At 35.9% G+C, this 4,964-nt stretch carries 6 protein-coding genes and 1 pseudogene; all 7 read left to right on the plus strand.

What is annotated here, in order from left to right; all coding sequences use genetic code 11:
* Positions 1-189: 189 nt before the first annotated feature.
* Positions 190-1,512, plus strand: coding sequence for a TolC family protein (locus C234_RS0112685; RefSeq protein ID WP_027326070.1), 1,323 nt, complete (start codon positions 190-192; stop codon positions 1,510-1,512).
* Between the two features lie 34 nt (positions 1,513-1,546).
* The gene (locus C234_RS17600; RefSeq protein WP_148295242.1) at positions 1,547-1,849 is read left to right on the plus strand and encodes a hypothetical protein; all 303 of its coding nucleotides are present in this window, start codon (positions 1,547-1,549) and stop codon (positions 1,847-1,849) included.
* Positions 1,850-2,028: 179 nt separating this feature from the next.
* A complete protein-coding gene (locus C234_RS0112695) occupies positions 2,029-2,670 on the plus strand; it encodes a hypothetical protein (protein ID WP_027326072.1) in 642 nt (213 codons plus the stop codon).
* A gap of 126 nt (positions 2,671-2,796) precedes the next feature.
* A complete protein-coding gene (locus C234_RS16855) occupies positions 2,797-3,327 on the plus strand; it encodes a DUF6973 domain-containing protein (protein WP_051290269.1) in 531 nt (176 codons plus the stop codon).
* Positions 3,328-3,555: 228 nt separating this feature from the next.
* The gene (locus C234_RS0112705; RefSeq protein ID WP_027326073.1) at positions 3,556-3,990 is read left to right on the plus strand and encodes a hypothetical protein; all 435 of its coding nucleotides are present in this window, start codon (positions 3,556-3,558) and stop codon (positions 3,988-3,990) included.
* A 295-nt stretch (positions 3,991-4,285) separates the two neighbouring features.
* Positions 4,286-4,516, plus strand: a pseudogene (locus C234_RS18295) (peptidase domain-containing ABC transporter); the annotation flags it as partial.
* Positions 4,517-4,739: 223 nt separating this feature from the next.
* Positions 4,740-4,964 (plus strand): hypothetical protein (locus tag C234_RS17845; protein ID WP_034538476.1); only part of this gene is annotated, 225 nt, incomplete at its 3' end.

Consider the following 4,964-nt stretch of genomic DNA (forward strand, 5'->3'; position numbering starts at 1 on the left):
TTATAGATTGGAAAATGCAAAAAGGAAAACAGGAGTAAATGCTCTTATTCACTTTTTGTCTGGCAAAGCTAAATGATTGAATTGGAAGAAATCAAGCTAAAGTGAAATCCCTCACAAAAAACTATCGGAATAATTTGGTGTTTCATATCCTTTTTATAGTTTTGCCAATTGAAGAATAAAACACAGATTTTGAGACAACTACTACTTATATTAATTGCAGTGCCGATAGCTTTCTTTGCTTGTTTCAAGACTTATGGTCAAGAGTCATCAAGGAGAGTGACATTGGATCAAGTCGTGAATGTTTTGTCTTTAAATTCTTCCACTGCACTGATAGAAAAACTAAACTATCAAAACGAAATACTTCAATTCGAAATCTACAAAAAAGGGTTTCTCCCATCTTTTTCGTTACATTTCAATCCGATAAACTTCAATCGCTCTTTGCGTATGTTGCAACAGCCGGATGATGGAAGTTATTCTTATGTGGAAGATTACTCCAATAATGGCAGCGCAGGTATTTCCATTCGTCAGAAAATTGGAATTACAGGAGGAGAGTTAAATGTTGGTAGTAATATCAATTATCTCAATGAATTTTCCCGCAAAAGGAACAGTTTTAGCACGACTCCTTTTTCAATCGGTTATTCTCAACAATTGTGGGGAGGCAGAAAACTACACCGCCTTGAAAAAAAGATAGAATATGCCAAAAACAACATAGCGATAAAGCAATATTGCACTAAGATCTCTCAAATTCAGCAGCAGGCACTCGGTCTTTTTATGAAGGCTTTGCTGGGTAGAATGGAGCAGGATTTAGCCCGACAAACTGCTCAAAGCAACGACACTCTCCTACAACTTGCCCATATCAAATTAAACAGCGGTCATATAACCGAGTACGACCTGAAACAGATTGAACTCCAATCGATCAATTCCCAATACGCTTACGAAAACGCAGTTAAAAACTACTCTGAAGCACAAGAACGCCTTGCTGTTTTCTTAGGGATAAGCTTTTCCGATGTGTCAATCCCCGAATTTAATGTTCCTATTGCCATTGATACTCATTCCGTGCTGTTTTACGTAAAGCGGAACAATCCTTTTTCCAAACAGCAGGAAATCCAAAGCTTGGAAGCTGAGCGAAGTTTATTTTCTGCTAAATTGAGCAATCGTTTTAATGGAAACGTCAGCCTGAATTATGGTGTAAACCAATATGCCGACAATTTTATGGATGCTTACCGGAATGGAAATATACGGCAATCCATCGTTATAGGCGTTCAAATAGCTGAAAAAGCTTATCATCTTTCGCAGGAACAATATCGGATACTGATTCAAAAATTTTCGCTTGGTAAAGTTTCTGTTTATGAACTTACAGCTGCCCAAAGCGACCAAAATAACGCGATGCAACGCTATTATTCAGCGATTAGAGATACATATAACAGCTATTTCACATTGAGGACGATGGCATTGTATGATTTTAAGAGGAATGTGGAATTGGAGGAGGCATTTACAAAAGGTAGATTATAAGTACTAAATATAAAACACTAAAAGAACATCGATTATGCAAAGAAAAAAAGTAACACGTGCTACATTAGCGGAATTGGCACAAAGAAAAGAAATTATTACGTTCGAAATGCAGAAAACCTTTGTAGGATGTGGAGATGGAACCTATGGTGATCCATTTACTTTTGATGAGTTTCAACGATTTGGAGGTGGAAGTAGTATTTATTATTACAACGAAAGTGGCGAATTGTGCTGTAACTTGCCGGAAATTACAGTTACCGGCGGGACAAATACATCCTATAATGGTGGAACTTCATCTAACTATTGTAATAACAGGCAGTACTACAATTACAAATTCTGATGGCAGTTCTACTACTACTTATAACTTTTACGATCCAGCCACAGGTAACCCAAACTACGGAACGTCCTCCAATAATACATTAACTGTGAATGATGGCAAACTTACAGGTAGCTTTGAGAAAACGAATGGTAGAACAAATAATTATACGGTAACAAGCGTTCGTACAAATAAATAAGGAAATGAAAAAGATATTTATATTACTTTTAATAACAGTAGTAGGCAATAGTGCTATTATATTTGGTCAAAATACGGTTTTGTTTGATAGCTATACGTCTAAGTTTAGAGAAGTAAAAACAGACACTATAGATAACGATTTCTTAAGAAGTAAAAACGAAATCGCAAGCGAGTTTGTTAAACTTTTTATTAAACATAAACCAGACTGTGGGTGCGATATTGAAAATTTGTGGTATCAATATGGTTCTATAATTAAAAGTAAGGATTTTATTTTATGTTTTATTTATAAAAACTGTGATATCCCTTCTTCTTCCGGAAATTATCCATATTCTGAGATTATACTTATGGTTTATTCCCCAAAAGGAGAAATAATAGACAGTAGTATTATCTCTCGTGGAGGGGATTTATGGCAGGCTAATTTTAGAGGTAGCATAACCCCATTTAGATTAATCGTTGAACAGGCAAGCATATCCAAAAAGGAATTCGAAAAAACAAAGGCTTATCCGATGTTCTGTAAAATAAATACTTATGAATACTTTATAACCGAAAAAGGGGAAGTTAAACAAAAAATTATATCAAAAGATAAAGGAACTATTATATGGGATAAAAAGAAAAATAAGAGTTTAATTGTCAAAGACAATAATTGATTCAATATGTTGTATTTACAAGCAGACCTATCAATTGAAGGTTGCTTGTTTTTTTAACAAACAAAAATACATATTTACAATGAGACAAAAATTAAAAGAAAAAATTTAGCAGAGCTAAAAGCATCTATGTGTGTTATAGATTTTGAGCAACAAAGTAGCTTTGTAGGTGGAGCTTATGGCGACATTTCAGACCCTTATACTTGGGAGGATTATTCCATGGTGTACAAGTGGAGTAATCCCAACGGCTACTATATGGGCGGTACAGACGGGACTATTTATCAAAATGGAGTACCTGTAAATGATCAGTCTTATTTCGGAGGTTCTTATACGGGTGGAACGCCTGCCGAAGGTGCGTATTACGGCGGTTCATATGCGGGAACGGATTACAACGGCGGGACAGATGGTAATTGGAATAATACAAATTCCTATTATGCTAATAATACGACATCTCAAGTTGATAATAAGTATCCGTGGATTGATAAGACGGCGTTTTTAGAGGGGCAGCATAATGGTTATGGCGACGCAGTCAGACATTGCTATTGGAGTGCCCTTAATCAGATCAAAACCGGCTACAGCTTAATACCTTACGCCGAACAATACGGAAATGCTCATGAGAGCGAATCATCAAATGAGGATGAAAAAAATGGACTTATTTAACAATAGTGTTGGGTATGCGTTGGGCAAACAGGCGTTAAAAGAAGGATGGAGTGAAGACCGGCTGTATCAAGAGTGTTTAAAAGCCGCAAATCAAGGTAAATTACAATTAAAACCATAGATTTATATTACAGCCATGTAAATATACCTTTGACACACAAGGGAATACCCTAATAAATATCAGGAGGTTCGCTCCGTGTGTCTTTAATGTAAAAATAAAAAAACAAACACATGAAAAAATATATATTTTACATTCAAATATTGATATTGTTTATCGTTTATAGCTGCAACAACTACGATATGAGTAATGATAGTGTAGGATATCTGAAAAGATTATCCCCGGGATCAACTTTCAGTTTTATTCCGCTTGTTGATGGTAATAAAATAGATTCGCTTTATATTCTACAGCCATACTCTTATGAAGACCTTAAAAAAAGAAGTTTTGATATTCCCCCAAAAATTCAAAACAGGCTTAAAACGAAAGCATCTTTTGACAATATCTGTGTTTTGATTTTTATTCACGATAAAAGAATAATAGGATTTGCCGACGTTCCAAGGGGAGCCGCAGACTTTGCCGACATAAGTCCTGCCCTATTCTCAATTAATCAACTATTTTATTTGGATAATCAGAAAAAGGTAAAACTTTTTTCGAGAATTAAACAATAACCCCAATTTATGCATAGCACATAAATTAAATCAACGATTATTGGGGATAAAAAGAGAAATAAGAGTCTAATTATCAAAGACAATAATTGATTGAGAGTATTGGATATACAAGCAGACCTGTTAATAGCAGGTTTACTTGTGCTATAAACACCTAATTCTATGAATATAGCTTTTCTTTCAAATTCTAATCCAGATGATGTACATCACTGGTCGGGTAGCACAAGCCATATTTTTCAAGCATTATCACAGTATCATAATGTGAAATGGTTAGTCGTAATATCATAGATGGTTGTTTTTGGCATCAAATGCTTACAGTTATTGGGTTGAAACCGTCTCAGCCATTCAAGACATCAAAATGTACAACTACGAAAAACATCGCCGTTGGAAATGGGAAGAGATACAGGCACGGCTCTATCACGTCAATAAACGGGTGCTTGCTGTAACAAATGCTCAAAACTTAGGTGCTCAATTTATTGAAAGCGTTGAAGTCTTTTGGGAGAGAGTACTGTTACTTTTTTGCATTCTCTGTTGAAGTAAAACAGACTGTCCGACTTCGCGAAATCTTTGGCAGTGGCATTTTCCTGCACTTGAATGTAAGGAGACTTCAAGTCGTTGTCCGAAAGTGTGGCATTCTGGTTTCTTAGTGTGCAAATAATTCCAGATATTGGTGTTGAATTGTAAGCCTCCGGTAAACCACGTATTTTCTGCAATCTCTTCGACCAGTATCTTTGTGCCCAAAAATAAAACTTATGATGACACGAGAAGAAGTTGCAGAAATTATTATGTACTGCAAGGAACACAAAGTAACTTATAAATCAAGGCTGGCGGAACTCAATATCCCTGTCTGGAGATTTTATGACAGCAAGTCCCGTTATGCAGAAGAACAGTCCTGCGTCAATACTTCCAAAGGCGATTTTATAGAACTGGGACAAAGCGGCACATTTATTCCTGTCCCGTCATTTACCGGTCAGAGC

The sequence above is a fragment of the Bacteroides pyogenes DSM 20611 = JCM 6294 genome (assembly GCF_000428105.1).
GTDB classification, from domain to species: Bacteria; Bacteroidota; Bacteroidia; order Bacteroidales; family Bacteroidaceae; genus Bacteroides; species Bacteroides pyogenes.

What these genes read in the sequence shown, in the direction of transcription:
- C234_RS17600 (WP_148295242.1), top strand. Translation starts at nt 1,547, where the DNA reads ATGCAAAGAAAAAAAGTAACACGTGCTACATTAGCGGAATTGGCACAA.
- C234_RS0112695 (WP_027326072.1), top strand. Translation starts at nt 2,029, where the DNA reads ATGAAAAAGATATTTATATTACTTTTAATAACAGTAGTAGGCAATAGT.
- C234_RS16855 (WP_051290269.1), top strand. Translation starts at nt 2,797, where the DNA reads ATGTGTGTTATAGATTTTGAGCAACAAAGTAGCTTTGTAGGTGGAGCT.
- C234_RS0112705 (WP_027326073.1), top strand. Translation starts at nt 3,556, where the DNA reads ATGAAAAAATATATATTTTACATTCAAATATTGATATTGTTTATCGTT.